We start from the raw sequence: 23,313 nt of genomic DNA, 5'->3' as shown, positions 1-23,313 counted from the left end.
CGCGACCTGTCTATCTCCGAACCTGCTGGCTCGGGCAAAGTTCAGAGTTTCCAAAGCGCCACGAACGCGCTGCGACAAGGCTGGCATGGGGCTATCAGGGGGCTTCGGCACCGAGCTTTTTCCACATGCCGCGCGTGATGCGCTGGCGATTGGCGTAGCCCTCCCAAGGGCGCTGTTGCAGCGTGCCCAAGCGCTCCAGCAGGTTGCCGACATGCCACTGAGCCGGCCCCTGCAAGTGCTCGAGCTCGTCGCGCCGGATCGGCACCGAAACCGGCAGCCCGGGTCGTGCGCGCACCGAGTAGGCGGCCACCGTGCTGGCTCCACGGCCGTTGCGCAGGTAATCGAGGTACACCTTGCCAATGCGATTCTTCGGTCCCATGCGTGCGCTGAACCGATCCGGCAGCTGGTCGGCCATGAACTGCGACAACGCCTTGCCGAACGCCTTCAAGGTGTCCCAGTCGACATGCCGCGCCAGCGGCACCACCAGGTGCATGCCCCTGCCGCCGCTGGTCTTGAGAAACACCTCGAGTCCCAGCTCGTCGAGCACTGCCAGGCTCAGGCGGGTCGCCTCGACGACAGCACGCCAGGGCAATTGCGGATCGGGGTCGAGATCGAGAATCAAGCGGTCCGGCCGCTCGATGCTGGCGTAGGCGGCGTTCCAGGTGTGCAACTCCACGGTACCCATCTGCACCGCGCCGACCAGCGCCGGCACGTTTTCGATGGCCATCAGACGATCATGCCCGGGGTCCAGCTGCGGATCGAGGTGGCGAATGTTGGGAATTGCCAGGCGCTCGGCATGCTTCTGGAAGAACTGCTCGCCCTCCACCCCACCCGGGGCGCGCAGCAGTGCCACTGGGCGGTTGCGCACCTCCGGCAGCAGCCAATCGGCGATCTGCGTATAGAACCTGGCAAGCCCGGCTTTGGTGGTGCCGCTCTGCGCATCGATGACCCGCTCCGGGTGGCTGACGGAGACCCCGGCAATGGTCTCCGGACCGCTGCCCCGCGGCGCGGCAGCAGTTGGTGGCTCGCTGACCGGCTCACGCTGCTGCGCCTTTTCAGGTGCGGGCCTGGTTGCCGCCTTGCGTGTGCCCTTGGCGGCCCTGGGGCGCGCCTGGTTGGCGGCCGGTTTCTGCCTGCCACCGACCAGGGCGCCGCTGATCACGCTGGCCGGTAGCGCGCTGACGATGTCGTACTCGTCGGCGGGCCGCGCCACCTCGTCCTGCTCCTTGATCAACAGCCATTGCGGCTTGGCGCCGCTGCCCTTGAGGCGCGTGTGCACCAGCGTCCAGGCGCCGCTGAGCTTTTCGCCCACCAGCACGAACTTCAGTTTGCCGGCCTGGAGCGCGGCAGCAGGATCACCCTCCGGTTGCCAGATACCCTGATCCCAGACGATCACGTCGCCGGCGCCGTAATTGCCCTCGGCGATGTTGCCTTCGAACGTGGCGTAGTCGAGGGGATGGTCCTCTACCTGCACGGCCAGGCGCTTGTGCGTCGGGTCGAGGCTCGGCCCCTTGGGTACCGCCCAACTCTTCAGCGTACCCTCCAGTTCCAGGCGAAAGTCGTAGTGCAGATTGCGGGCATCATGCTTGTGCACCACGAAACGCAGCGCGCCGGCCTTCGAGCGAGGCCGCCGGGACGGCTCGCGAGGCTCGCTGGTGGCCTCGAAGTTGCGCTTGCGGGTGTAGGTGCTGGTTGCCTTGGCCATGCTCGCTCACCTCACTTCGCCGACCGCTTGCGCGCTGGCTTGGCGGAGTTGCCCTCCAGGCTGCGCTTGAGCAGGTCGGTGAGGTCGATGACATCGGCGCTCTTGCTTGCCGGCTTGCTCTCGCCGCTTTCGACGTCCTCGATCTTGCCGGCTTTGGCCTTCTTCTCGACCAGCGCCAGGATCTTTTCCCGAAAGGTGTCCTGATAGTCCCCCGGCTCCCAATCGACAGCCATGTCGCGCACCAGGCGCTTGGCCATGTCGCGCTCGCCCTTGCTCAACTTGGCGCCAGTCACCGCCTCGCTCAGTTCCAGGGCATCGATGCCGCGCACCTCGTCGGGCCAGCGCAGCATCACCAGCAACAACGCCGAGTCGTCGACCATCAGGGCGGCGAGGTGCTGCTTGACGTGCAGCACGACATGCGCGAGCGCCACCTTGCCGGTGTCCTTGAGGGTCTGCTGCAGCAGCGCGTACACCTTCTCGCCACGTTTGTCGGGCGCCAGGTAGTAAGGACGGTCGATGTGTTGCAGCGGAATGGCCTCGGCGTCGAGAAAGCCGAAGATGTCGATGGTCTGGGTGGACTCCGGGTGCGCGGCGCGAATCTCGTCTTCGCTGATGATCACGTAACGGCCCTTCTCCACCTGCACACCCTTGGCGATGTGCTCCTTGTCGACTTCCTTGCCGGTGGCCTTGTTGACGCGCTTGTAACCGACCGGCTCCATGCTGCGTGAATCCAGCCAGTCGAAGTCTATACCCTGTGATGAGGTGGCCGATACCAGCGAAACGGGAATATGCACCAGCCCGAAACTGATGGCCCCTTTCCAGATTGCACGCGCCATGTGAGAGACCCCGCGATATGAACGTTTACGGGTGACCGGGGGGTGAAAACAAAAGTTTCAGTGATCCGCCGGAGGGCAGCGGACGGCGCGCCAGGTGCGCGCTTTGCAATGAACGGCCGGCACCGCCGCTAGAGGGCGACGCCGTCGCGGTAGATCACGCTACCGTCGATGGTGATGTCGCGGATCTCGCGCAGCATGTTGTCTGCGGCGGTCTCCGCCTCGCTTTCGCAGATGCTACCCGGCGCCGCCACCCAGAGCATCTGCACCGCGGCACCCGCACACTTGGGCTGGTATTCGATCAGGCCAACATACTGCTGGCCATCTTTCATGGCATCCGTCCAGGCAATGCATCCCTTGAAGTTTCTGAACATGGCGAACTCCACATGGTGTCTCGCGGCCGACCTTACGCCCTGGAGGTTTTGAGCGCGTGGGCGCCAGAGCGTTCAAGTGGTTTCAACGGGCACGCTTCTCGATCCACCGGTTGAAGTGCGGAACGATATTGAAGATGAAAAACGCCAGCAGCGTACTCAGCACCGCGGTGGCCTCGCGCCCCAGGCCCACGGTAATGCCAATGGCTGCCGTCAGCCAGATGCCGGCAGCCGTGGTCAGCCCCTTGACCTCGGACATCGATTCGCCCTTGAGGATGGTCCCCGCGCAAAGGAAACCGATACCCGCCACCAATCCCTGAATGACCCGGCTCATGGCGTCGCTCTCGGCACCCATTTGCGCGGGCACCAGCACGAACAGCGCCGAGCCCATGGCCACCAGCATGTGCGTGCGAATGCCGGCAGCCTTGCCATGGGTCTCGCGCTCCAGACCCAGCAGGCCGCCGAGCAGTGCCGCCAGCAGCAGACGCAGGGTGACCTGAGTGAATTGCTCGGGGGTGCTCAGATCGGAAAACTCGTTGGCCAGCGTGGCCATTACTTCTTCCCAGAAACTCAAGATGCGTGCTCCAGCCAGTCGTGTGATTCACACGCGCGCGCAGCGCGGATTCGCCCTGCAAGCGCAGATATAAGACCGGTTTCAGCGCTATAGGTTTGGGCTTTTTTCGGCCTGACCGCTGGGCGAAAAAGCTGAACGGGGTTCGACCTTGCCCGGTCTTGATTGATATCGGCAACGCGACTTCAGCCCGTGCCACAGGCCCGAACAGACAGAGGTAAGGATGTCGAAAAATCACTATTTTCTGGTCAGCTACCGACTCGGCAGGCAAAAGAAGTCCACCGAGGTACAGGCCGGCGCCCCGGTGCTCACACCCGAACAGGCGCGTTACCACATCGAGTCGCTGCACAGCAGCGAACAGCCCAGTGAAATCACCGATATCGAGGTGAAGCCCCTGGGTGAGGCAACCGACCAGGCGCCAGGCCAGGTGCGACAGAGCTGAGTACCCGGATGAGCGAAGCGCAGATGATCGAAAAAATCGCCCTGTATGGCGCCCCGGACCGCATCACCGATGCGCTGCTCGAGGCGCTGTTCGACAGCGGCCTGCAGGCAGTGGTGATCGTCGATGACCCCACCGACATCGCCGCTCACCCGCACCTGAGTGCCAGGAGCGGTAACCCGTTCGAGGCAGCCAGTGTCGCTCGCAGCGTGGCCGGCTGCGACGCGGTGATCGTCGTGCTGAGCAGCCGGCAACTGCGCGCAGGCTGCGATGCCGATGGCTTCGAACGCACCTACGACGCGCTCATCGCCCTGCTTGAAGGGCTGCCAGCGGCGCGCGTGGAGCGCCTGATGCTGATCGGCGATCACGCCTGGCTGGACGATGCCACCGTGCTGTGCGCCGAGAAGGTCGAGCATCTGCAGCACAGCCTGCACAAGTCGCCGCTGGCCTGGACGCTGGTGGACGCCCCCGTGCAGATCAGTGACACCCGCGCAATCATCACCTTGCAACATTACGCCCGCAGCGTGATAGACCAATGCCTGCAGGGAACGAGCGTCAATCAGCGTATCCACGTCGATGCTCGCCCGCCGGCCGAGGAGGCTCCATGAGTGCTGAAAGCTACATTCTGTTGATGATCTCGGGTTGGCTGATGGTATCCGCCGCGATGCTCTGGGGCATGTTGCGCCTGGTCAACCGCTACCAGCTCGAAGCCCAGCTGGCTGAAGAGTTCCCTGCCCTGCCAACCTCGCCGAACAGCGCCTCCTGGCGCCGCCAGCACGCACCACGCCGCGCGCGCCTGCGCGAACGCGCCTACCGGACCTACCGGACCTACCGGCAGCACCAGCAGGCGCTCAACGGCTGAAGCGATGCGCGGCGGCCATTGCCGCCGCGCAGCCCTTAGCAGCTGATACATCGACACCCATGAAAAAGCGCCCGTCTCGTTGCCGATGACGGGCGCTTTTTTGCTGCATCACTCAGTCATCGATGCCCGCGACCTTCCAGATGTCCTTGGCGTACTCGCGGATCGTGCGGTCCGAAGAGAACCAGCCGGTACGCGCGGTGTTGAGCACCGCTGCCTGCCACCAACGATCCGGCGTGCGCCACAGCATGTCGACCTTGCGCTGCGCGTCCCAGTAAGCTTGGAAGTCGGCGCACACCAGAAAGCGGTCGTGGGCCAGCAGGCCGTCGATCAACCCGGTGTAACGGCCTGGATCGTCCGGCGAGAACACCCCGGAACGAATCGCCTCCAGCGCACCAGCCAGCCGTTCGGAAGCCGCCACCTCGGCACTCATGTTCAGATCACGCCGTGAGCGCGCCGCGACCTGCTGGGCAGTCATGCCAAAGATGAACATGTTCTCCCGGCCGATCTGCTCGGACATTTCCACATTGGCGCCATCCAGCGTGCCGATGGTCAGCGCGCCGTTGAGGGCGAACTTCATGTTGCTGGTGCCAGAGGCTTCCAGCCCTGCAGTGGAGATCTGCTCGGACAGATCGGCCGCCGGAATGATTACCTCGGCCAGGCTGACGTTGTAGTTGGGGATGAACACCACCTTGAGCAGGCCACGCAGCGTCGGGTCGACGTTGATGGTGCGGCTGATGTCGTTGGCCAACTTGATGATCAGCTTGGCCTGGTGATAACTGGCCGCTGCCTTGCCGGCGAAGATCTTCACCCGCGGTGCCCAGTCGGTGGCCGGGTCGTTGCGCATCGCCTGGTACAGCGCCACGGTGTGCAGCAGGTTGAGCAGCTGGCGCTTGTATTCGTGGATGCGCTTGACCTGAACATCGAAGATCGCCTGCGTATCAAGGCTGATACCCATGCGCTCGTGTATCAATTTGGCCAGCTCGCGCTTGGCGTGTTGACGCTGGGCGGCGAACTGCTTGCGGAACGACGCCTTTGCGGCAAACGGCTCCAGCTTGCGCAAGGTGTTTTCCGGGGCGTCGAGCAGCTCCTCGCCCACCGCGCCCACCAGCAGCTCGGTCAGCTGCGGGTTGGCCTGATACAGCCAGCGGCGGAAGGTCACACCGTTGGTCTTGTTGTTGATGCGCTCCGGGTACAGGCGATGGAAATCGCTGAACACACTCTTGCGCATCAGGTTGGTATGCAGCGCCGATACGCCATTGATGCTGTGCGAACCGAGGAATGCCAGGTTGCCCATGCGCACGCGGCGACCGTGATCTTCATCGATCAGCGAGACCGAACGCAGCAGGTCGAAGTCGTGGATCTCCTTGGCCCGCAGCGAATCGATGTGGTACGCGTTGATCAGGTAGATGATCTGCATGTGCCGCGGCAGCAGGCGTTCCATCAGCGAGACCGGCCAGGATTCCAGCGCTTCGGGCAGCAACGTGTGGTTGGTGTACGACAGCGTGGCGACGGTCAGCTTCCAGGCTTCGAACCACTCCAGGCGATAGACGTCCACGAGCAGACGCATCAACTCGGCGACCGCAATGGCCGGGTGGGTGTCATTGAGCTGGATGGCCACGCGATCGGGCAGCGAGTGGATGTCGAGGTTCAGCTCCAGGTGCCGGGCGATCAGATCCTGCAGCGAAGCGGAAACGAAGAAGAACTCCTGGCGCAGGCGCAGTTCCTGACCGGCCTCGGTGCTGTCGGCGGGATACAGCACGCGGGAAATACTCTCAGCCCGGACCACATCGGCAACAGCGCCGAAGTGGTCGCCAGCGTTGAAGCGTTCCAGTTTCAGGTCTTCTTCGGCACGGGCACGCCAAAGCCGCAGGGTGTTGACACTGGAATGGCGCCAGCCGACCACAGGGGTGTCGTAGGCGATGGCGCGAACCTGCTCATTGGGCAGCCATTCATGGCGAGGCACTTCGCCGGAGCCGGCGAGGTTGGCAACGCTGCCGCCGAACCCGATGCGGTAGCTCACCTCGGGGCGCTCGAACTCCCACGGGTTGCCGAAATCCAGCCAGGTTTCGGTGTGTTCCTGCTGCCAGCCATCGACCACTACCTGGCGGAACAAGCCGTGCTCGTAGCGAATGCCATAGCCGTGGGCGGCAATGTTCAGCGACGCCATGCTTTCCATGAAGCAGGCCGCCAGGCGGCCCAGACCACCGTTGCCCAAGGCGGCATCCGGCTCCATGTTGCGGATCTGCTCGAAATCCACACCCAGCTGCGAGAGCGCTTCGCGGGCGGTGTCGAGCAGCCCCAGGTTGCTGAGGTTGTCGACCAGCAGACGGCCGATCAGAAACTCCAGCGAGAGGTAATAGACCCGCTTCTGATCCTGGCGGTCGACCTGCAGCGAAGCATCTTCCCAGTGATCGACCAGGTGATCGCGGGCGGCCAGTGCCACAGCTTCGAACCAGTCGTGGTCGAACGCATTGCCTGGGTCCTTACCAACCGCGTACCTGAGCTTGGCCAGGATCAGTTGTTTGAAAGTGTCGACATTGTCTGTTGCTTTCGCTGCTTCCTCGGCCATCACAGGTCACTCCCTGATTCAGTTATAGACGTGCCCGTTATGCCCTTCATCAGCACCACGATTGGTAGCGTACAGCATGGAATCGGCGGTCGGCGCGTTCTTCAGCCCTTCGTAGGTGATGCCACCGGCGCGTGCCTGCAGGAAGGCTTTCTTGGCTTCCCACAGCGTCTCCTCGCGAATGCCGTCGAGCAGGTCATGCCCGGTCAGGGTCAAGCCGTTGGCGATGGCCACCGGTGCGCCATTCCAGGGATGGTGCTGGGAACATTCGATCAGATTAGCCTGGCACATCAGATGAATATGGTAGCTCACGGCTTCGGCCGAGTGCTGACCGACGCTCTGCGGGTAAAAATGGTGGCCAGTTTCCAGTGCTTCGATCTGCAGCAGCAGTTCGCGGATCAGTTCCCAATCGCGTTTCATCGTGGATCTCCTCGTAAATTTTTCAGCAGCTGACAGGCGCATTCCAGAGCGGGGGGCGCCCTGCCCCCAAAATCACTTAGCAATGAGTACCCGGCGCTCTGGAGAGTTCAACCCAATGGACGGATTTCACCACGACCACTCATCCATCGTGGTGAACTGCTGGCGGCCGAGCGCTTCAGAGCTGCAGAGGCCGGGAACGAGAAGGCCGACCTGCTGCGAGAAACCGCCTCATGCCCCCAGCGACGCGAAACCACCTACACCGTTGCTCGCAAGCGCAAGGCCGCGTGACCGAAGCCTGCTTTGAGAAGATCGGCGTGAGCCGGACGAAGCGCGGCCCGAGTCTCGGCGGCGGTGAACAAGCAGTACGGCGGCCCAGGCCGTCGACCGCTCCAGCATGCGCAAGGCCGAACGGGCCGGCGCCCTGAAACACCCCTTTTGAGCGGAGTGATGGCATGAGCGAAGGCAATCAGCAGGACAGCGCAATCAACCTGGCCCCGATGGAGCGGGTGATTTCCATCGCTGGCGGCGTCTTGCTGATACGCAAGGGCCTGGCGATACGTGGAATGGTCGGCATGGTCGACATCGCCGCCGGAGCCCTGGGCGTGTTTCGCGGCGTGACCGGCATCTGCCCGGCCAAACGCCGGATGGCCGCGAAGGCGCACTCGACCACGGTGAAACGCCTGCCGGCGCCGCAGCGGTTGATTGGCAACGGCTGATGACCGGGTTGCGTAGCCTCGGCCACGGGTGGAGATGGGCCGGCTGGCGGACTCAGCGGTGCGAGCAGATCATCGCCAGAAACTGGTTCTCGGTGCTGGAGCCATGGGGTGCGGTTTCGTCCCAGAGCAGCAACTCGCCGTTGTAGTGGGCAAAATACAGGGCAGCGTCCTGGCCGTCGCGGCTGGCATGGCCGCACACGGCCAGGTCATCGCCAGCCGGGCTGGCGGCGGTGCCGAACAGCGAATCGAACTGCACGCCGTCGCGCTCCACCGCCTTGAACAGGCTGGCCTTGGCCGCTTCGATGTCAGCCTCGGCCGGTGTCACCAGAAAGCGTGTCGGGTTGATCTTGCCACCGACCGGGGGCTGCGGCGTAGCGCTCTGGTGGCTGCTGCAGCCGGCCAGCGTGAGCACGGCCAGCAGGCCGGCCATCAGGTTCTTCATGGGTTTACTCCACTCGGGTTCGGATTCATGCCGCCTGCCGTGCGGGGCAGATGGACAACGGTGCTGCATTGTAGGCGCGCAGGCGAGCAGCGGCGCTGCCAGGGGTCATATAATTGGCCAGCGCTCGGGCGCGCCAGACAATGCGCCGATACGGCTTGCGCTGGTGTCGGCGTCGATGGCGCGATAGATTGCCTCCTTCGTTCTGCCCTGATCCCGGAGCCTCCATGACCACCGACGACACCTGCGCCGATCTGCTGCTCGACAACCAGGTGTGCTTTGCCCTGCATTCGACCTCGCTGATGATGACCAAGGTCTACAAGCCGCTGCTCGCCAAGCTCGGCCTGACCTACCCGCAATACCTGGCCATGCTGGTGTTATGGGAGCGCGACGGCATTACCGTGGGCGAGATCAGTGCGCGTCTGCTCACCGATCCGGGCTCCCTCACGCCCCTGCTCAAGCGCCTGGAGGCTGAAGGCCTGCTCAATCGTACCCGCAGCAGCAGTGACGAACGCGTGGTACACCTGCAGTTGACCGACAAAGGCCGCGCGCTGCATGAACAGGCCCGGCAAATTCCCGGCTGCATCATCAATGCCAGTGCGCAGACAGCCAAGCGCCTGTCGGCGCTCACCGCAGAACTCACCGCGCTGCGCAAGCAACTTCAGGACAGCCTCTGACCTGCTACGCCCCGCTGACGGCAGCGGGCGCGGCTTGCAGCACGCTGGGCACTCGTCGAGCGCCGGGCTGATCGACAGTTGCCGATGCAGGGCTGAGTAAAAACGTTGAAAAATACCTTGCGCGCTAAATAAATCGCATCTAAAGTTCGCCCTACGCAACTAGCTTGCACGCAAAACTTTAACGCGACACTAACTTAACGCACAGTAAGGAGCCCATTATGTCTATCGAAACCGTTGCCTACCGCGCCTACGCTGAAGCCACTGGCGGCCGTGAAGGCCGTGCCATCTCCTCCGACGGCGTACTCGACGTGGCGCTGACCACCCCCAAGGAGCTCGGTGGCGCCGGCGGCCAGGGCACCAACCCGGAGCAGCTGTTCGCCGCTGGTTACTCGGCCTGTTTCCTGGGTGCGATCAAATTCGTCGCCGCCCGTGACAAGCACAAGGTATCGCCAGACAGCTGGATCGAAGGCATCGTTGGCATCGGTGCGGTGCCGACCGGCTTCGCCATCGAAGTGGAACTGAAGATCACCCTGCCGGGCCTGGATCGCGAAGAAGCCAAGGCGCTGATCGACAAGGCGCACATCGTCTGCCCGTACTCCAATGCCACCCGCGGCAACATCGACGTGACCCTGACCCTGGTCGAGTGATCACGGCGCGCAGAAGGCCGTAAATGAAACGCCCCGGCCAGTGCCGGGGCGTTTTTCGTGGTGCTCAGGCTGCACGGCTGTGCAAGCTGCGAATCGCCCCGCTGCGCCAGGCGCTGTCGAGTACCTGTTGCAGCAACGGCGTGCCGAAATAGCGCTCCAGGTCGGCAGGTGAGCGCCAGTTGCCCCGCAGGCGCCAGCGCTGGCGATCACGCTGCAGTTCGAAAGCGAGGCAGCCTTCCAGGCCGCGTACCGGCTCCAGCAGGTCGCGCAGGTAGCCGCCCAGTTCCTCTACGCGCCCAGGCGGCGCATCGACAACGGTGATGTGAGTCTGCATGAGCGTCTGCTCCTCCTGAATGAATGGGTACCCGCGAGCGGCTCGCTGCGCTCAATGCAGGCTGGCGGTGGGCCGGATCACCAGTTCGCTGACGTCGACATCGGCCGGCTGCTCGATGGCATAGGCCACGGCACGGGCGATCGAATCCGGGCTGATGGCGACCTTGCGGTATTCACGCATGGCTGCACGGGCGCCTTCGTCGGAAATGCTCTCAGCCAGCTCGGATTCGACCACGCCGGGCGATACCAGGGTGACGCGGATGTCGCCGCCGACTTCCTGGCGCAGGCCATCGCTGATCGCGCGCACTGCATATTTGGTCGCGCAATACACCGCCGCCGTTGGCGACACGCTGTAGGCGCCGATGGAGGCGACATTGATGATCTGCCCGCTGCGCTGCCCCTGCATCACCGGCAGCGCAGCGGCGATGCCGTGCAGCACGCCGCGGATGTTGACGTCGATCATGCGGTTCCATTCGTCGAGCTTGAGCGCCTCGATCATCGACAGCGGCATCACCCCGGCATTGTTGATCAGCACATCGACGCGCCCGTACTCGCTCAGTGCAGCGTCCACGAACGCCTGGACATCTGCCGCGTCGGTGACGTCCAGGCGCCGGGCGATGGCGCTGCCGCCTGCGCTGGTGATGGTGTCGACCAGTTGCTGCAAGCGCTCGACACGGCGGGCGCCAAGTACCACCCGAGCCCCCTTCTCGGCCAGCAAACGGGCACAGGCTTCGCCAATGCCACTGCTGGCACCGGTGATCAATACGACTTTTTCCTGGATATTCGACATGGTGAGATCCTCTGGTAAGTGCGGTTCGTTGCGCCGCGTTACCAAAGATTAAGCAGCAGGCCGGTCAATCGTTAGTCGATTAGTCGGCCATTCTTGCCTGATTCTGCAATACCCCGCTCATCACTCCCTCAGCAGTTGCCATGGGCGGTGACAAAATTCAGGATAATTGCCTATTCCTCCCCCATGCTTGCCCATTCCTGCTGGCCAGGCCTGGCGCGCGGGACGCCCGGAAAAATCCCGGATAGTCTGCCCCCAGACTCAGGAGCAACCCCATGATGCAACCCGATCAACTCGACGAACTGGCCGCCCGACAACTCGAACTGGCCGGTCTGATCCAGCGTAAAACCCCCGCCGAGGGCATGCACGAGACCCTTATCGAGGGGCTGAGCCTCGCCTACTGCACCGCGCCCAGCCTACCGATGCCGACGCTCTATCGGCCCTGCCTGTGCATCATTGCCCAGGGCCGCAAGGAGGTCCGCCTTGGGGCGGAACGCTACTTCTATGATCCGCTGAATTATCTAGTGGCTTCGGTGACCTTGCCCGTCACCGGTCAGGTCATCGAGGCGACACCGCAAACGCCTTACCTGAGCCTGAAGCTGGACATCGACCCGGCAATGATCAGCAGCCTGATCGCCGAGGCGGGTCCCATTGGTCTGCCGGCACCGGGCGCCAACCGCGCGCTGTACGTCGACCGCCTGGACCCCTCGATGCTGGATGCGCTTATTCGTCTGCTGCGCCTGCTCGATGCGCCGCGTGATGCCGCCATGCTGGCGCCCCTGGCACTGCGCGAGATCTTCTATCGGCTACTGCGCAGCCCGCAGGGGCAGCGCTTGCGCGAGCTGGTGATGGCCGACAGCCAGAGCCATCGCATTGCCCGCGCCATCGAGTGGATCAACGTGCATTACGACAAACCGCTGCGTATCGAGGAACTGGCCCGCGAGGTCAACCTCAGTGCGTCCACCCTGCATCATCGCTTCAAGGCGGTCACCGCCCTGAGCCCATTGCAGTATCAGAAGCAGCTGCGCCTGCAGGAAGCCCGCCGGCTGATGTTCAGCGAAGGTCTGGAGGCTGCGTCCGCGAGCTTCCGCGTTGGCTATGAAAGCCCGTCGCAGTTCAGCCGCGAATACAGCCGCCTGTTCGGTGCGCCGCCGCTGCGCGACATGCACCGGCTGCGCAACGCCGGCTGAGCGCAAAGAAGCGCGGCACAGAGCGGTTCCGTGCCGACGCGCAGCAGACGCTGCTATCAGAAACGCTGGGTCAGTGTGGCCGTCACCGTACGCTCCTCACCCAGGTAGCAGGCCACGGCCGAATAGCAGGACGCCACGTAGTAGTCGTCGGTGAGGTTGTTGGCGGTGACCCGCACCGAGGTTCCCTGCAACCCGACCTGGCTCAAGTCATAGCCAACGGATGCGTCGAACAGTGTGTAGGACGGCACCTCGAAGTCATTCAGCTCACTGCCCTTGCTCTCCCCGACATAGCGCACTCCGGCGCCGAGCGTCAGCCCGGCGAGTAGGCCATCGTCAAAGCGGTAGTCCGCCCAGAAGGTGGCCATCTGTTCGGGCGTCTGCGGCGGCGTATTGCCCTTGGCATCCACCACGGCGGTACCCGCATTGACGAAATAGGACTTGCTGTAGGCGACATCCGCGTAGGTGTAGCTGGCCATCAGCTGCAGATTCTCGACGGGTTTGAAGCGCGCTTCGAGCTCGACGCCCTTGGAGCGCAGCCCTCCAACGCCCTTGTAGAAGCTGTCGGTGACCAGGCTGTTTTCCTTGGCGAACAGGCTTTCCATGTCCAGGTTGAAGAACGACAGCGTGTAGAGGTCGTCGGTGCCAGGCGGCTGGAACTTGATACCGGCCTCCCATTGCTTGCCCGTGGTCGGGTCGAGAATCTGCGCGCCACTGGAGTAGTTCGACGTCGGGTTGAACGAGGTCGAATAGCTGACGTAGGGCGACAGGCCATTGTCGAAGGCATAGAGCACGCCGGCATGGCCGCTGAGTTTCTCCCCCTGGCTATCGTTCTGGCCGGCGATTTCGTCATCGATGGATACGTCGTACCAGTCCTGACGAAGGCCAACGGACAGGTTCCAGTTATCGATCTCGATCAGATCCTGCAGGTACAGGCCGGTCTGCTTCTGCCGCCGCAGCGCATCGCTGACCGTGCGCATGGCGGTCAGGCCGGCGTAGTCCTGCACCGGATCGAACACGTCGATCGGTGCGCCCGAGCTGTCGCTCTGGCTGGCCACCTTGTTCTTCGAGTACTGATAATCCAGGCCCAGCACCACGGTGTGCTCGGCGGCTCCGGTGGTGAAGTCGGCTTGCAGCATGTTGTCGACGATCCACGCGTGCAGCTTTTCCTGGCCACCGCTGTAGCCGCGGAACAGTTCGTTGCTGGTGGCATTCAGGTAACCCGAGCCCCAGACCTGACTGTTCGACACCCGCGCATCCAGGTAACGGAAGTTCTGCCGGGCGCTCCAGGTGTCGTTGAAACGGTGCTCCAGCTCGTAACCGAGCATCTGCTGGGTGCGCGTGAACTCCTCGACCGCCGGATCGCCCTCGAAGAAGCTGCCGGAAATCCGCTGGCCATTGCGTTTGTGCACCGTGCCCGACGCCGGCAGGCTGCCATGGTAGCCGCCATTGGGATCGTCCTGCAGGTAGGCGTAGAGGGTCATGAAGGTGTCGTCACTGAGGTTCAGCGCCAGGCTGGGCATCAGCGCATAGCGGCTCTCGGTCACGTGGTCGGCCTGGGAATCTGCGTCCCCGGCCAGCCCGACGACGCGGTAAGCGATGTTCTCGTTGAGCGGCCCGGTAACATCGAAACCCAGCGACTTGCGGTTGTTGCTGCCGTAGGAAAGGTCGACCTGGCGGGCCTCGGTGAACGCCGGGCGCTTGGTACTGATGGCGGCCAGGCCACCCGGATTGCTGCGGCCGTAGAGCACCGAGGACGGCCCCTTGAGCACGTCGATCCGCTCGATGAAGTACGGATCGATCTGCAGGCTGCTATAGGAGCCGGGGTCGCCCATGGACTTCAGGCCATCGATGATGATGTTGTCCACCGCGCCATCGTTGATGCCGCGGATCGCCAGGTAGTCGTAACGGTGCGTATTGCCGTAGGGATTGGTCAGCACGCCCGGCGTATAGCGCATCGCGTCGGCGGCGCTGGCCGCGCCCTGCTTCTCGATCTGCTCGCGGGTCACCACCGATACGCTCTGCGAGGTTTTCAGCAACTCCTTGCTGGTCTTGGTCGCCACGCTGCTGTGGGTGGCGTTGTAGCCGTCCATGTTGCCCAGCGCATTGCCCAGGGCGAAGGCGCGTACATCCGTGCTGTCCAGTTCGAGCGCCGAAGGCACGGCTTCGCGGGTGGCTTGCAGCGAATACCCGCCAGCGCCGTCACCGACTGCCCGTAATCCGCTGCCTTGCAGCAACCGGGCAAAGCCCTCGTCGAGCGCGTATTCGCCCTGCAGGCCTGGGCTCTGCCGGCCTTCGGTCAGGCGCCCGTCCACCGACAGCAGCACGCCAGCCTCGGCCGCGAAACCGCTGAGGGCGGCGGACAGCGGCCCGGCGGGAATCTGATAGCCCTGGGTGCGCTGCTGGACACTCGCGGCCTCGACGGCCTGGGCATGAACGGCAGCCGGTCCGAGTGCCGCAAGTGCCAGCGTGGCGAGGCGGATGGAGCGGCGCAGACGGATAGGCGAGAAGCGAAGGCTGGGGTACATGAAGCATCCTCATTGCAGGGGCCGCGCATGACGCGCAAGGGCCGAATACACTGAAGCCAGGCGAGAATCGAAAAAGGGAACCATCACAGGCCGCATGACCGAGCGCAGCAGTTTTCACACAGCCTGACCAGGCAGGATTATTTAGCCCTCAGCCTTGTAGCGGCTCCACGGTCGCCCACCAGGGCAGCCGGCGATTGACGCGAACCGGCAAGCTGCGCTCCAGCGCGGCCAGGATGCGTCCAGGGTCGTTCAACGGGTAAGCACCGACCAGACGCAGCTCGGCGACTCGCGGGTCGCAACCGAGATAGCCGGGCACGTGCTCGGCCAGCTCGTCGATGAAATCGGCCAGGCGCCGGTTGTCGGCCAGCAGTACGCCACGGCTCCAGGCCTCGCGGGCCAGCGCAACCGGCTCGCTGGCGGCGATACCGGCGTGGCCGATGCGCACCTGGCGGCCTGTCGGCACTACCTGCGCTGGCGCACCGCTGGCGGGCTCGATGCGCACTGCACCTGCGAACACGCTGAGCTGGGTGAAGCCCTGCCCTTCACGCACGCTGAAGCGGGTGCCCAGCGCCTGCAGACGGCCATGCAGCGCATCGACCACCAGCGGGCGCGGATCACGGGCGGTGTCGACCAGCACCTCACCCTGCAACAGCTGCAGGCGGCGCAGGCGCAGGCTGTAGTCGATCTCCACCGCCGTACGGCTGCTCAGCCACAGGTGCGTACCGTCGGCCAGGCGTGTGTCGCGGATTTCCCCAGTGCCGGTTCGCTCGCTGGCCAGCCAAGCTCGCCCCTGCCGGCTGCCACCAGCCAGGGCGAGCATGCCGGCACCGCCGAGGGCGACCAGCAGCGCCAGGACCTGCCGGCGGCCGCGAGCGGCACCGCGCAGCGCCCGACCAACGGCCTGGCGGCGAACGTCGTCAGGTAAACGGGCGAACTGGCTGCTGACGGCTTCTACCCGTTGCCAGGCCACCGCATGTTCGGGCCGCGCGGCCAGCCATTGCCGCCACGCCTGGCGCTGCTGGTCGCTGACCGGTGGGTCGGCGAGGGTCGCGAACCAGTCGGCCGCCTCCTGCAGGGCGGCATGGTCGGTGGTCACGCGTGCGCCTGCGTCAGCAACAGGCACTGCAGCATCGCCTGCGCCATGTATTTCTTCACCATGCGCTCGGACACCTGCAAACGTTCGGCGATGGTGGCGTAAGTGAGGCCGTCCAGCTGCGACAGCAGGAACGCCTCGCGCACCTTGGCCGGCAGGCGCAGCAGCATGGCGTCGATGGCCAGCAGGGTCTCGATGATCAGCTCGGCAGCCTCCGGCGATGGCGCATGCTGCTGCGGCTGCAGGGCGAGTGCTTCAAGGTAGGCACGCTCGATGGCCTGGCGGCGCCAATGATTGACCAACAGCGAGTGGGCGATGGTCGACAGGTAGGCACGCGGCTCGCGCAGGGTGGGCAGCTCGCGCTGCTTGGCGAGCACCCGCATGAAGGTGTCCTGGGCCAGGTCAGCGGCGTTTTCAGCGCAACCCAGGCGCTTGCGCAGCCAGCCGTTCAGCCAGCCGCTGTGCTCGCGGTACAACTGTTGGAGAGATTGCTGAGAGGAAACAAGCGACATCGAGCACACCACCACCGCACCTGGAAACGCCGCGAATGGTAATGCTTCTCAGAAGCAAATTACAGAAATTCGTCGCGTGCCGCCTCACCAGCCGAGCTGACCTTAACGAGCCAGGGCGCGATGCACCGGGTACCGCTGCGGCCAAGCCAAGGCCATGGAATGATCGCCAGGTGAGTCAGATGTTGATCGGCCGTCGCCCTGCCAGCGCGTGGGCCAGGGTGCCGCCATCGACCAACTCCAACTCACCGCCGAGCGGCATGCCGTGGGCGATGCGCGAAGCCACCAACCCCTTGCCGGCCAGTAACTGGGCGATGTAATGCGCAGTCGCTTCACCCTCCACGGTCGGGTTGGTGGCCAGGATCACTTCGCTGAACTGGCCCGCCTCGATACGCACCATCAGCTCGGGAATGCCAATGGCCTCCGGCCCCAGCCCATCGAGCGGCGAGAGGTGGCCCTTGAGTACGAAGTAGCGCCCCCGAAAACCGGTGTGCTCCACGGCGAACACATCCATCGGCCCTTCGACCACGCACAGCAGGCTGTCGTCGCGACGCGGGTCCAGGCAGATCTGGCAAAGCTCGTCCTCGCTCAGGCTGCGGCACGATTTGCAGTAGCCGACACCTTCCATGGCCTGGCTCAGGGCCTGGGCCAGGCGCGTTGCGCCGCTACGGTCGCGCTCGAGCAATTGCAAGGCCATGCGCTGGGCAGTCTTCTGCCCGACGCCCGGCAGGATGCGCAGCGAATCGATCAGTTGGCGAATCAGGGGGCTGAAGCTCATGTGCAAGCGCTCGAAGAGGGTAAAGCGGGAAGGTGAAACAGGCCGTAGGATGGGTCGGGCCGCGCAGGTGAAACCCATCGACGATTGATGGGTTTCACCCATCCTACGGAGCGGGCCATACCCGCGAATCGTGCGTATGGCCCGCTCCCACAAGGAAGCGGCTTTAGAACGGCATCTTGAAGCCAGGCGGCAACTGCATCCCGGAGGTCATGCCGGACATCTTGTCCTGGCTGTTGGCTTCGATCTTGCGCACGGCGTCGTTGACGGCCGCGGCGATCAGGTCTTCGAGGATTTCCTTGTCTTCCTGCATCAGGCTGTCGTCCAGGCTGACACGCTTGACGTCATGCCGGCCGGTCATCACCACGCTGACCAGGCCAGCGCCGGATTGCCCGGTCACCTCGGCGTTCGCCAGCTCTTCCTGCATCTTCTGCATCTTTTCCTGCATCTGCTGTGCCTGCTTCATCAGGCCGGCCATGCCACCTTTCATCATGATGTTGTCCTCGGTAGTCAGGGATTAACGACGGTATCGACGGGTTCAATGCTGCCCGCACGCACGGAGGCGGCGAACTGGGAAATCATCTGCTGGATCAACGGATCATTGTGGATCGACGCTTCGGCCTCGCGCTGGCGGTTGGCCCGCTTGCGCGCCGCAGCCTGGGCCGGGGTTTCCTGCTCGGGCTTGATGAGTGCGATGTCCAGTTGCAGCTCGCGACCGTGGTAGGCGTTCAGCGCGTCGTTGAGGCGGCGCTGCTGAGTAGCATTGAACAGCGCGCTGTGGGCCGGATCCAGATGCAGCAACCACTTGTCGCCATCCACCGCGATTAGGCTGCAGTTGGCGGCGATGCTGCCAGTCATGCCGCCCAGGCCCAGCTTCGGAAACAGCTCGAGCCATTCGGCTGCCAGGCCGGTGGCCGGTGCACTGGCCGGCTCGGGCTCGGCTTCGGGCTGGTCGTCGGCCAGCGCATGTTCGAAATCGTAGTCGAGATTCTCGGCGTCCATCGCCACGTAGTCGTAGTCGCCAGGCGGCGGCTCGTCATCGCTGTCAGGCGGGTTCAGGTCGTTGCTGTCGATCACCGGCACGTCGGCGAGCTCGGGCACTGGCAGGGCTATCTCCGGCTCGGGCTCGGGTGCCCTGGCCGGTTCGTTTGCCTGTGGCGCCGGCACCGCCTGGCGAGGTGCCTCACCAGTTGCTGCGGCAGGCTCGACAAGCGCGGGCGCCGGGGCTGGCGGCGCGACAGGTGTTTCCTCCCAGGGCGGGGTCACCGCTGGCGTGGCGGCGGACGATACGGGCGCAACGGGCGCCGGCTCAGCAGCAGGCGACAAGGCGGCGGCCGCCGCCGGCTGGCTTGGCGCGGCTGGCTGGGCTGCGGGACTGACAACAGTTGGCGACGCAGCTGACGCTGCCTCGGCCACCGGTGCTGTCCGGGGATCAGCCTTGGCCTGGCTGATCCCCAATGGCTTTAGCGCCACCCTCGGCGCGGCGGCCTCACCTGCCGGCCTGAACGCCAGCATGCGCAGCAGCACCATCTCGAAGCCGCCCCGCGGGTCCGGCGCCAACGGCAGGTCACGGCGGCCAATGAGGCCCATCTGGTAGTAGAACTGAACATCTTCGGCCGGCAATGCCTCGGCAAGCGCGAGCACCCGATCACGGTCACCCTGACCGTTGTCCACGGCATCAGGGAGCGCCTGGGCGATCGCCACGCGGTGCAGCACGTTGAGCATTTCCGCCAGCACGCCGCTCCAGTCCGGGCCCTGCTCGGCGAGCTGGCGCACGGCCTCGATCAAGCCGCGGGCGTCACCTTCGATCAGCGCGTGCAGCACGCCATACACCTGGCCGTGATCGAGCGTGCCAAGCATGGCGCGTACATCGGCGGCGAGCACCTTGCCTTCACCAAAGGCGATGGCCTGGTCGGTGAGGCTCATGGCATCGCGCATGGAACCGTCGGCGGCGCGGCCGAGCAACCACAGCGCATCGTCCTCGAAGGGAATGTTTTCGGCGCCCAGTACGTGGGTCAGGTGCTCGACCACACGCTCCGGCGGCATGTTCTTCAAGGAGAACTGCAGGCAGCGCGACAGCACGGTGACCGGCAGTTTCTGCGGGTCGGTGGTGGCGAGCAGGAACTTGACGTGGGGCGGCGGCTCTTCGAGCGTCTTGAGCAACGCGTTGAAGGAGCTGGTCGACAGCATGTGCACTTCGTCGATCAGGTAGACCTTGAAGCGCCCGCGGCTTGGCGAGTACTGCACGTTGTCTAGCAACTCGCGAGTGTCCTCGACCTTGGTACGGCTGGCGGCATCCACTTCGATCAGGTCGACGAAACGGCCCTCGTCGATCTCCCGGCACACCGAACAGGTGCCGCACGGCGTGGAGCTGATACCGGTTTCGCAGTTCAGGCACTTGGCGATGATGCGCGCAATGGTGGTCTTGCCCACGCCGCGGGTACCGGTGAACAGGTAGGCGTGGTGCAGGCGCTGGCTGTCGAGAGCGTTGATCAGCGCTTTCAGCACATGGGTCTGCCCGACCATTTCGCGAAACGAACGCGGGCGCCATTTGCGTGCAAGAACCTGATAACTCATTGAAAACCGTCGCCAGAGGAAAGCAAAAGAGGGCTAATGCTAGCTCAAATGAGGTAATCAGTGCGACGCCGATCAGCGGACCTGAAAAAGATTGGCACGCGGGCTGGCTAAATTTTATACAGCCGCGTATAGTCGGTTCCGTTCGTACCACGCTGCAAGTCATCCGGCCCCTGGGCCTTCCCGATGGTTTCCTGGCAATCGGCATCCACACGATGCACGCATAGCTGCCAAGACCCCCTCCGCTGACTGATCTGGCCTTCCCGCTCACGCGGCGACCTTCGCCAGCCTTCCGACGTACAGACCCGCTCTAGATTCCGCCCTTTTTAAAGGTGGAACTTAAAAGCGCGCAGTCCGCTCCGATCATTCAATCCCATTGGCATGAGCCAATGCCCGGAGCCCTCTTTATATGGCGCGATCATGCGCCCGTAGTATCAGGAAACACCGATTATGAATACCAACCAACAGATTCAGGCCGCCATCCATACCCTGTCCAATGCGTTCGCGCCCCTGGCCTGCCACATCCTGGCCGCCCGCAAAGGCAGCTTCAGCTTTACCGTGGTCGACCACACCGGCGTCGCCCAGCACAGCCAGCGCCTCTACCCAGGCCAGTACTGTGATGACTCGCTGAAAGGCGTCATCGAGCGCACCCGCCAGGCGCTGCGTCGCTGATTGCTGAGTCATTTGCAAACAACATCACGTTTAATGGAGCGAAATTGCGGCCATCGTCGAACTAAATGAATCCCAGTCACTCATAGGTGTTCATACTTCAACTGGAGTTCGTCAATGGAAAATAGTAATCGACAACTTGTCGACCAGCTATTCGCCCCCCTACGCGCCACCTTCAGTCGGCCTCGCCCGGATGGCAGCATCGTCCTTTCACTGATCGATGAAGCCGATACCACCGCCTATAGCCGGGTACTGCAGAAGCTGCAGCTCAACGATTCCAATGCCTTCGCGCAAAGCCTCGAAGATATTCGCCTCGAGCTCGCCGTGAGAGCCGGCAACATTCCGGCTGACATGCGCAAGATGCTCAAGGAACAGGACAGCGTCATCAGCTACCACCACGCCTGAGACCTGTTCGACACGAAGCCCTGCCACCCTCACCGGTGCAGGGCTTTGTCGTTTCTGGGCCTAGCCAGGCGCGAAGCGGTAGTGGCCAATCACGGTAAAGCGAAACAGGATGGCCTCTTCGCGAGTGCCGGCGCCGATGTTGTGCAGGATCAACGGCTCGCCAGCCGCCGACAGGCGATCGGAAACGATACCGATGTGGGTAAGGCCGCGGCCCAGATCCCAGGTGACGATATCGCCCGGGTGATAATCGCGGGCCTCCCGGCTGAGCGCCAGTGCCATGCCCTGGCGCTGGAACCAGGTCATCAGATTGGGCACCCGGCGATGGTCGATGTTGCGGTCGGTACGGCTCAGCCCCCACTGCCTGGGGTAGGCAGAGAAATTTGCCGCCATGTCCACATGCACGGCTTTCTGCAGGTCCAACCCCTGCAGGCGCAAGGCGCGAATCACCACGTCGGTGCAGACACCGGTGTTCATCGGCACATCCCCGCCCGGGTAGTCGAGCCGCCGGTAGGCAGGATCGTAGGACAGGGTCACACCGACCTGCTCACGGGCCGCACTCGCCAGCTTTGCCGGCTCCACGGCAACTGCATGCAGGCTCAGCAGGCAGCCCAGCAGCAACAATGATCTCAGCACGCATGCTCTCCCTTCACAGCAAAACCGTTCGACGGACGCTCTTCATTATCCGGTAATTTTTTGCGACAGTATGCTTGGGCAAGGTCGAAGCCATATTGGGATGCCCCCCATCGCCAGATAACGTCGCCAGGCGTTCATGCCGGCAGACAGTGCGAACACCTGATGAGGAAACCACAATGAGCAGCCCTGACGAGCAACACGCCATTGACAGTGCGCAGTCGGAAACGAACCATGGCGCGGTGATCGACCCGCGCGGCCGGGAGATTCCGATCACCGAAAGCATGATCCAGCAAGCTTGCAGCGAACTGGACAAGCAATGGGTGAAACCAGGGGACGAAAATCCGTCCTGACCTGCGCGGCAGTCAGCCGGCGCTGATCACGCGCGCTCCAAGCGCCGTGATCAGCGCATGCAGCCGCTCGTCGCTGCCCAGCAGTTCGACGTCCAGCCCTTCCAGTTCGCGGCGCACCGGATACTGCTTGCGCAGCTGATCGAAGCCGGCCTTGCGCGCCTGCTCATCCGCCACCAGGCTACGCCGCAGGTCGGCATCGTCGCGGCGGGGGTCGTAAACCACTCGGCACAGGGCAGCCAATACCCAACCCGGATCGCTGCCAGCGGCAATGCCAAGCCTTGGCAGCCAGCGCTCGGGCGTCAGGACGCTCAGCGACAGCGTTGGTGCAAGGCCCTGGTAACGGCAGAACGCCTCGTAGATCTGCGCAGTACCACGCAACTTGCCATCGAGGCTGTAGCCGGCGATATGCGGCGTGGCGATGTGGCACAGTGCGGCCAGCGCCGGATCGACCAGCGGCTCGCCTTCCCAGACATCCAGCACGGCGTGCAGCTCGGCGCCCTGCTGCAGATGCTCACGCAACGCCTGTGTGTCCACCACCGCACCGCGGCTGGCGTTGATCAGCCATGCGCCAGGGCGCAGGCGCTGCAGATGCTGCGCATCGATCAGGTGGCGGGTGGCGAACTCCCCGTCGCGCGTCAGGGGCGTATGCAGGCTGATCACGTCGCACTGCTCGACGATCTGCTGCAAGTCGACATAGTCGCCGCCCTCTGCACGCTGACGCGGTGGATCACAGACCAGCACCCGCCAGCCCAGCCCGCGCAGCACGCGCACCAGACGCTCACCGACCTGCCCGGCCCCCACCACGCCATACGTGCGCGCTGCCAGGTCAGCACCCAGACGCTCGGCCAGCACCAGCAGGCTGCCCAGCACGTAGTCGACCACGCCCCGGGCATTGCAGCCCGGCGCGCTGCTCCAGGCGACACCCGCGGCAGCAAGGTAGTCGAGATCCAGGTGGTCAGTGCCGATGGTGCAGGTGCCCACGAAACGCACCTGACTGCCTTCCAGCAGCGTTCGGTCGACGTCCGTCACCGAACGCACCAGCAACAGCTCGGCATCACCCAGCGAGGCACGGTCGATTGCCCGCCCGGGCAAGCGACGAATCTCGCCAAAACCGGCAAAGAACTCATCGAGCAGGGGAATATTTTCATCGGCGACTATGCGCATGGAGATCTCCGCAATCAGGCGCGCATTCTAACCGGATGCAGGGCCTGGAGGAGGCCCGCG

The 23,313-nt window shown here is 64.1% G+C and carries 27 protein-coding genes; 10 read left to right on the top strand and 17 right to left on the bottom strand.

The features are described 5' to 3' along the window. Positions 1 to 94: 94 nt before the first annotated feature. The 4 genes from ligD to ACZ0AV_RS22305 all read right to left on the bottom strand — a co-directional run bounded on the left by ligD (position 95) and on the right by ACZ0AV_RS22305 (position 3,486). Entirely contained in the window at positions 95 to 1,705 is a 1,611-nt protein-coding gene (gene ligD, locus ACZ0AV_RS22320) for a non-homologous end-joining DNA ligase (RefSeq protein WP_499153038.1), read from the bottom strand. A gap of 11 nt (positions 1,706 to 1,716) precedes the next feature. Further along, positions 1,717 to 2,541 carry a non-homologous end joining protein Ku gene (gene ku, locus ACZ0AV_RS22315; protein WP_499153037.1) on the bottom strand — a complete coding sequence of 275 codons (825 nt, stop codon included), beginning with the start codon at positions 2,539 to 2,541 and terminating at the stop codon, positions 1,717 to 1,719. A gap of 128 nt (positions 2,542 to 2,669) precedes the next feature. Beyond that, a complete protein-coding gene (locus ACZ0AV_RS22310) occupies positions 2,670 to 2,912 on the bottom strand; it encodes a hypothetical protein (RefSeq protein WP_042555677.1) in 243 nt (80 codons plus the stop codon). 82 nt (positions 2,913 to 2,994) lie between these two features. After that, complete coding sequence (locus ACZ0AV_RS22305; RefSeq protein WP_499153429.1) at positions 2,995 to 3,486, bottom strand: MgtC/SapB family protein; 492 nt, start codon at positions 3,484 to 3,486, stop codon at positions 2,995 to 2,997. A 217-nt stretch (positions 3,487 to 3,703) separates the two neighbouring features. On the opposite strand from ACZ0AV_RS22305, the gene ACZ0AV_RS22300 reads away from it, so the two are divergent. The 3 genes from ACZ0AV_RS22300 to ACZ0AV_RS22290 are packed head-to-tail and all read left to right on the top strand — an operon-like array spanning position 3,704 to position 4,781. Further along, positions 3,704 to 3,922, top strand: coding sequence for a hypothetical protein (locus ACZ0AV_RS22300; RefSeq protein ID WP_499153036.1), 219 nt, complete (start codon positions 3,704 to 3,706; stop codon positions 3,920 to 3,922). Between the two features lie 23 nt (positions 3,923 to 3,945). Further along, positions 3,946 to 4,527, top strand: a complete 582-nt coding sequence (locus tag ACZ0AV_RS22295; RefSeq protein ID WP_499153035.1) for an NAD(P)H-binding protein — start codon at positions 3,946 to 3,948, stop codon at positions 4,525 to 4,527. Next, entirely contained in the window at positions 4,524 to 4,781 is a 258-nt protein-coding gene (locus ACZ0AV_RS22290; RefSeq protein ID WP_499153034.1) for a hypothetical protein, read from the top strand. Before ACZ0AV_RS22295 ends, ACZ0AV_RS22290 begins: the two co-directional genes overlap by 4 nt. A 112-nt stretch (positions 4,782 to 4,893) precedes the next feature. Here ACZ0AV_RS22290 and ACZ0AV_RS22285 read toward each other — a convergent pair whose 3' ends face one another. Beyond that, the gene (locus ACZ0AV_RS22285; RefSeq protein ID WP_499153033.1) at positions 4,894 to 7,350 is read right to left on the bottom strand and encodes a glycogen/starch/alpha-glucan phosphorylase; all 2,457 of its coding nucleotides are present in this window, start codon (positions 7,348 to 7,350) and stop codon (positions 4,894 to 4,896) included. 18 nt (positions 7,351 to 7,368) lie between these two features. After that, on the bottom strand, positions 7,369 to 7,767 hold the full coding sequence (locus ACZ0AV_RS22280) for a DUF2513 domain-containing protein (RefSeq protein WP_499153032.1): 399 nt from the start codon (positions 7,765 to 7,767) through the stop codon (positions 7,369 to 7,371). A 452-nt stretch (positions 7,768 to 8,219) separates the two neighbouring features. Between ACZ0AV_RS22280 and ACZ0AV_RS22275 the strand changes: the two genes are divergently transcribed. Further along, positions 8,220 to 8,483, top strand: a complete 264-nt coding sequence (locus ACZ0AV_RS22275; protein WP_499153031.1) for a hypothetical protein — start codon at positions 8,220 to 8,222, stop codon at positions 8,481 to 8,483. A gap of 52 nt (positions 8,484 to 8,535) precedes the next feature. Here ACZ0AV_RS22275 and ACZ0AV_RS22270 read toward each other — a convergent pair whose 3' ends face one another. After that, complete coding sequence (locus ACZ0AV_RS22270; protein WP_499153030.1) at positions 8,536 to 8,925, bottom strand: hypothetical protein; 390 nt, start codon at positions 8,923 to 8,925, stop codon at positions 8,536 to 8,538. 224 nt (positions 8,926 to 9,149) lie between these two features. Between ACZ0AV_RS22270 and ACZ0AV_RS22265 the strand changes: the two genes are divergently transcribed. Both ACZ0AV_RS22265 and ACZ0AV_RS22260 read left to right on the top strand, forming a co-directional pair. Beyond that, positions 9,150 to 9,599 carry a MarR family winged helix-turn-helix transcriptional regulator gene (locus ACZ0AV_RS22265; RefSeq protein WP_499153029.1) on the top strand — a complete coding sequence of 150 codons (450 nt, stop codon included), beginning with the start codon at positions 9,150 to 9,152 and terminating at the stop codon, positions 9,597 to 9,599. A 218-nt stretch (positions 9,600 to 9,817) separates the two neighbouring features. After that, on the top strand, positions 9,818 to 10,246 hold the full coding sequence (locus ACZ0AV_RS22260; protein ID WP_013791921.1) for an organic hydroperoxide resistance protein: 429 nt from the start codon (positions 9,818 to 9,820) through the stop codon (positions 10,244 to 10,246). A 64-nt stretch (positions 10,247 to 10,310) separates the two neighbouring features. Here the strand turns inward: ACZ0AV_RS22260 and ACZ0AV_RS22255 are convergent, their stop codons facing one another. Together ACZ0AV_RS22255 and ACZ0AV_RS22250 are read right to left on the bottom strand one after the other, a co-directional pair. Then, positions 10,311 to 10,580, bottom strand: coding sequence for a putative quinol monooxygenase (locus ACZ0AV_RS22255; RefSeq protein WP_499153028.1), 270 nt, complete (start codon positions 10,578 to 10,580; stop codon positions 10,311 to 10,313). A gap of 51 nt (positions 10,581 to 10,631) precedes the next feature. Beyond that, the gene (locus tag ACZ0AV_RS22250) at positions 10,632 to 11,369 is read right to left on the bottom strand and encodes an SDR family oxidoreductase (RefSeq protein ID WP_499153027.1); all 738 of its coding nucleotides are present in this window, start codon (positions 11,367 to 11,369) and stop codon (positions 10,632 to 10,634) included. A 275-nt stretch (positions 11,370 to 11,644) separates the two neighbouring features. Here ACZ0AV_RS22250 and ACZ0AV_RS22245 point away from each other — a divergent pair, with 275 nt between their 5' ends. Then, a complete protein-coding gene (locus ACZ0AV_RS22245) occupies positions 11,645 to 12,556 on the top strand; it encodes an AraC family transcriptional regulator (RefSeq protein WP_499153428.1) in 912 nt (303 codons plus the stop codon). A 56-nt stretch (positions 12,557 to 12,612) separates the two neighbouring features. On the opposite strand, the gene ACZ0AV_RS22240 is transcribed toward ACZ0AV_RS22245, so the two are convergent. The 6 genes from ACZ0AV_RS22240 to dnaX all read right to left on the bottom strand — a co-directional run bounded on the left by ACZ0AV_RS22240 (position 12,613) and on the right by dnaX (position 20,035). Beyond that, positions 12,613 to 15,081, bottom strand: coding sequence for a TonB-dependent siderophore receptor (locus ACZ0AV_RS22240; protein ID WP_499153026.1), 2,469 nt, complete (start codon positions 15,079 to 15,081; stop codon positions 12,613 to 12,615). Positions 15,082 to 15,229: 148 nt separating this feature from the next. Further along, positions 15,230 to 16,177, bottom strand: a complete 948-nt coding sequence (locus tag ACZ0AV_RS22235) for a FecR domain-containing protein (protein ID WP_499153025.1) — start codon at positions 16,175 to 16,177, stop codon at positions 15,230 to 15,232. Next, complete coding sequence (locus ACZ0AV_RS22230; RefSeq protein ID WP_499153024.1) at positions 16,174 to 16,686, bottom strand: sigma-70 family RNA polymerase sigma factor; 513 nt, start codon at positions 16,684 to 16,686, stop codon at positions 16,174 to 16,176. Before ACZ0AV_RS22230 ends, ACZ0AV_RS22235 begins: the two co-directional genes overlap by 4 nt. Positions 16,687 to 16,861: 175 nt before the next feature. Then, entirely contained in the window at positions 16,862 to 17,461 is a 600-nt protein-coding gene (recR, locus tag ACZ0AV_RS22225; RefSeq protein WP_499153023.1) for a recombination mediator RecR, read from the bottom strand. A 163-nt stretch (positions 17,462 to 17,624) separates the two neighbouring features. Then, complete coding sequence (locus tag ACZ0AV_RS22220; RefSeq protein ID WP_042555660.1) at positions 17,625 to 17,951, bottom strand: YbaB/EbfC family nucleoid-associated protein; 327 nt, start codon at positions 17,949 to 17,951, stop codon at positions 17,625 to 17,627. Positions 17,952 to 17,968: 17 nt separating this feature from the next. Further along, positions 17,969 to 20,035, bottom strand: a complete 2,067-nt coding sequence (dnaX, locus tag ACZ0AV_RS22215) for a DNA polymerase III subunit gamma/tau (protein ID WP_499153022.1) — start codon at positions 20,033 to 20,035, stop codon at positions 17,969 to 17,971. Positions 20,036 to 20,482: 447 nt separating this feature from the next. On the opposite strand from dnaX, the gene ACZ0AV_RS22210 reads away from it, so the two are divergent. Both ACZ0AV_RS22210 and ACZ0AV_RS22205 read left to right on the top strand, forming a co-directional pair. Then, positions 20,483 to 20,704, top strand: coding sequence for a hypothetical protein (locus ACZ0AV_RS22210; RefSeq protein WP_499153021.1), 222 nt, complete (start codon positions 20,483 to 20,485; stop codon positions 20,702 to 20,704). A gap of 114 nt (positions 20,705 to 20,818) precedes the next feature. Next, on the top strand, positions 20,819 to 21,106 hold the full coding sequence (locus ACZ0AV_RS22205) for a DUF3509 domain-containing protein (protein ID WP_499153020.1): 288 nt from the start codon (positions 20,819 to 20,821) through the stop codon (positions 21,104 to 21,106). Between the two features lie 60 nt (positions 21,107 to 21,166). On the opposite strand, the gene ACZ0AV_RS22200 is transcribed toward ACZ0AV_RS22205, so the two are convergent. Further along, positions 21,167 to 21,736: a DUF1287 domain-containing protein gene (locus ACZ0AV_RS22200; RefSeq protein WP_499153427.1), complete on the bottom strand. Its 570-nt coding sequence runs from the start codon at positions 21,734 to 21,736 to the stop codon at positions 21,167 to 21,169. Positions 21,737 to 21,915: 179 nt separating this feature from the next. On the opposite strand from ACZ0AV_RS22200, the gene ACZ0AV_RS22195 reads away from it, so the two are divergent. Next, entirely contained in the window at positions 21,916 to 22,089 is a 174-nt protein-coding gene (locus ACZ0AV_RS22195; RefSeq protein ID WP_499153019.1) for a PA1571 family protein, read from the top strand. A 12-nt stretch (positions 22,090 to 22,101) separates the two neighbouring features. On the opposite strand, the gene pdxB is transcribed toward ACZ0AV_RS22195, so the two are convergent. Beyond that, complete coding sequence (gene pdxB, locus ACZ0AV_RS22190) at positions 22,102 to 23,253, bottom strand: 4-phosphoerythronate dehydrogenase PdxB (protein ID WP_499153018.1); 1,152 nt, start codon at positions 23,251 to 23,253, stop codon at positions 22,102 to 22,104. Positions 23,254 to 23,313 lie beyond the last annotated feature (60 nt).

This window comes from Pseudomonas sp. AC532, from assembly GCF_979258965.1.
Note: the sequence above shows the minus strand (reverse complement) of the source record. Positions and strands in the feature narration are given on the sequence as shown.